Source organism: Flavobacteriales bacterium, from assembly GCA_019694795.1.
In the GTDB taxonomy this organism is placed as follows: domain Bacteria; phylum Bacteroidota; class Bacteroidia; order Flavobacteriales_D; family UBA2798; genus UBA2798.
This window is the reverse complement of record JAIBBF010000119.1, coordinates 1-3,176: the sequence shown is the minus strand read 5'-3', so window position 1 is coordinate 3,176 and position 3,176 is coordinate 1. Positions and strand designations below refer to the sequence as shown.

The following is a 3,176-nucleotide window of genomic DNA, read 5'->3' as shown; positions in this document are numbered from 1 at the left end:
ACTTGCCATTAATCTCTTTGGGGATGTTCATTTTAGGTTTTCAACCTTGTTATTCCCAAATTACGGTTGGTCCAAAGGACAACCTGACCGAATCGAAATACGATTCCAGATTATTGATGCATTATTCGGCAGAGGAATTAAATGATTTTAAAATCAATAATTCATTAAAGTTTACCACCATCGAGTATTATTATACCCGCTCCTATATTTTCGAAGCACTTTCCTGCACCAATTGTGAGCCAATTTCCTTAAAGGAATTCGACATCAGCAAATTCGAAGATTACCGGCTTCCCAATTCCAGGTATGAGTTAACACTGGAAAAACTCGGTTGCAAAATCACACTTTTATCCATCGATGAAATGGAATACAAACCATTTCGTTACAAATAATTGTGCAGGATGAAAAAAATACTACTTGCCCTTATCGTTTCGCTCAGCACTTTCACTTATGTTCATGCACAAAGTGATTTGTGTACAGGTGCAGTAAGTTTGACGCCTGGATCTTCCTGTGTTTCGACTGCTTATTCTGTAGGAAATCCCTTTGGTGTGGAGGTTCTCAATCCGGGTTGTTATAATAATAATGCCGGAAGAGATGGATGGTTTTCTTTTACGGCAACCGATGTGATTTCAACCATCACAGCCACTCCAACAAATAGAGATGTAGGTATTGCTGTTTATTCCGGTTCATGCGGTAGTTTAACTTTACTTGGCTGTTCGGATGCCGGAACAGGAACTACAGTAGAAAATATCACAATTAGCACAACCGTAGGTGTTACCTATTATATTCTGATTTCACGGGTGAACGGAACCAATACAGCTTCGGGAAATATTTGCGTTACCAATCCAGCCATCACCACGTGTTCTGCTACATTTTATGATAGTGGTGGATCGGGAGGTAATTATTCGAATAATGAATTGACAAGAACCATTTATTGTCCTTCCACACCCGGACAAGCCATTCAGGTTTCATTTGTATCGTTTAATCTCGAGCCCGAGTATGATTTTTTGTATGTGTATGATGGTCCAACCACTTCTTCTACCTTACTCGGTACTTACCATAGCACCACCAATCCCGGAACCATTGTTGCCACTTCAAGTAACAGCACGGGATGCCTAACATTCTTGTTTGATTCTGATGGATCAACAACACGTGCCGGATGGGAAGCTTCCATTTCCTGCACTACACCCTTTACACCTCCGTCTTTAGGTTCATCTTCCAACAATTGTACATCTGCACCAACGGTTTGCGGAAACACTTCTATTTCCGGAAATAGTTCCGGTGCAGGAACGCAAGAATTACCGAACAACAATACTATTGATGGTTGTTTAACTGTTGAGCATCAATCCTCGTGGTATTTTTTCCGTGCTGCAACGGCTGGTACTCTTGAATTTGTGATTTCACCTACAAATGGAACCGATGATTATGATTTTGCATTGTGGGGACCGGCAACCAGTGCTTCTTGTCCGCCCACCACAACTCCTGTTCGTTGTTCCTATGCGGCGGGTGGGGGAAATACGGGTTCCTATTCAGGCGCAGGAGATAATTCGGAAGGTTCAGGAGGAGATCGGTGGATAGAAGGCGTGACCGCTGCAGTAGGTGATGTGTTTGTTTTATTAATCGACAACTTCAGTTCCTCTACCTCACCGTTCACATTAAGCTGGATGTTGGCCGGTGGTGCAACGTTGGATTGCTCTACTCCATTACCGATTGAATTAATCAGTTTTAACGGTTTTTCCAATGGAGAAAAAAATGTGGTTGAGTGGACGACCATGACCGAAGAAAACAATCATCATTTCAACATCGAAAAATCGTCGGATGGAATTAACTTTTCTCATTTACAATCTGTACCCGGTGCAGGAACCAGTTTAACGCCGCGAAATTATTCCGTAACAGATCCAAATCCTTTTTCACCATTTACTTATTATCGGTTAAGTCAGGTTGATTTTGATGGTACCAGAACCGATTTCCCTGCGATTGCCGTAGAAAATAATCCAATCAGTATTGAAATCGGTGAAATTGTTCCTAATCCTAACGAAGGATGGTTTACCATCGGCATCAAATCGCCCATTGAAAATTCATTTCGATTGGTGGTAACGGACGTCACCGGAAAACCCATTCACCAAATGCAGCTGAATGATCTGATTGGAAATGTAAAACCCGAAATCAATGTTTCTGAATTGAACGCCGGAATTTATTTTATTCAGGTGTATTCGCAATCCGGAAAATATTTAGGCACCAGAAAACTGGTGAAAAAATAAATTAGTTGGCAATACTGTTCCACCTCACATTCGAGGCTTTCAATTGTATAACGACAGAAGATCCGTTTGATTTTCCGTATTGACCTTCCATCATTCGTTTCTTGGAAAGCGTTTCGTCGGAATTTATTTCAACCAGGTTTTCAGGATAAATAAATCCTTTGCTGTTTTCCAGTTCCACATCAAACTGAAAATTACTGTTTGGTTTAAATCCAAGGTCCACATCTGCATTATAACCGGTGATTCGAATGGATGTAAAATTACTTTCAATTTTACGGACCCTGATATCGCCGAGTTTAAAATTAAAATCTAATGCTGAGCCCAATTGCTGCACATAAATATCCGAGAGGGTGGACGAACCGGATAATTTTGAAATTAAATCGATATCCACATCGTCGTTACTCGATTTTAAAACCAATGTTCCTACTTCACCTAATGAAATTTCAGAAGCTGAGCAATCGATGGCTAAATCCTGCGCATGCTGAATATTCATTTTCCCAAAGGAAAGATCAAAATTTCCCTTAATAATTTCTTCCACATCTACCCGGCCATATTTTACTTCTACCGAACGTGCATCGAATATCGATTCCGCTTTTAAATCACCGTGAAATAATTTCAGGTAAAATTTCGATTTCAAATCACTCATCACTACATCACCAAAACGGTTTTCAATTTTCAGATTGCAGTCCTGCGGCACATACACTTCATAATCGATACTGATGCGGTTATCCTTTTTCAAACTCAGGGAAACATCCACAGAACTTCGTTTAATGGCCGAAACATTTTCGCCCCATAACAATTCGGCGCGCACGTTTCCGGAAGTAGCTACAAATCGTACATCCGCCATTTCAAAAAGCAATTCCACAAATTCATCATCGTCGCTTTCTGCCTTAATTTTCACAACAAATTTTACCGAATCTT

3 protein-coding genes are annotated in these 3,176 nt (G+C 40.5%); 2 read left to right on the top strand and 1 reads right to left on the bottom strand.

Features of this window, described 5'->3' with window-relative positions:
• Nucleotides 1–389, top strand: a 389-nt coding sequence (locus tag K1X56_15110) for a hypothetical protein (GenBank protein MBX7096048.1), incomplete at its 5' end; no start/stop codon positions are given.
• Between the two features lie 9 nt (nt 390–398).
• Complete coding sequence (locus K1X56_15105; GenBank protein ID MBX7096047.1) at nt 399–2,258, top strand: T9SS type A sorting domain-containing protein; 1,860 nt, start codon at nt 399–401, stop codon at nt 2,256–2,258.
• A 1-nt stretch (nt 2,259) separates the two neighbouring features.
• Here the strand turns inward: K1X56_15105 and K1X56_15100 are convergent.
• Nucleotides 2,260–3,176, bottom strand: a 917-nt coding sequence (locus tag K1X56_15100) for a hypothetical protein (protein MBX7096046.1), incomplete at its 5' end; no start/stop codon positions are given.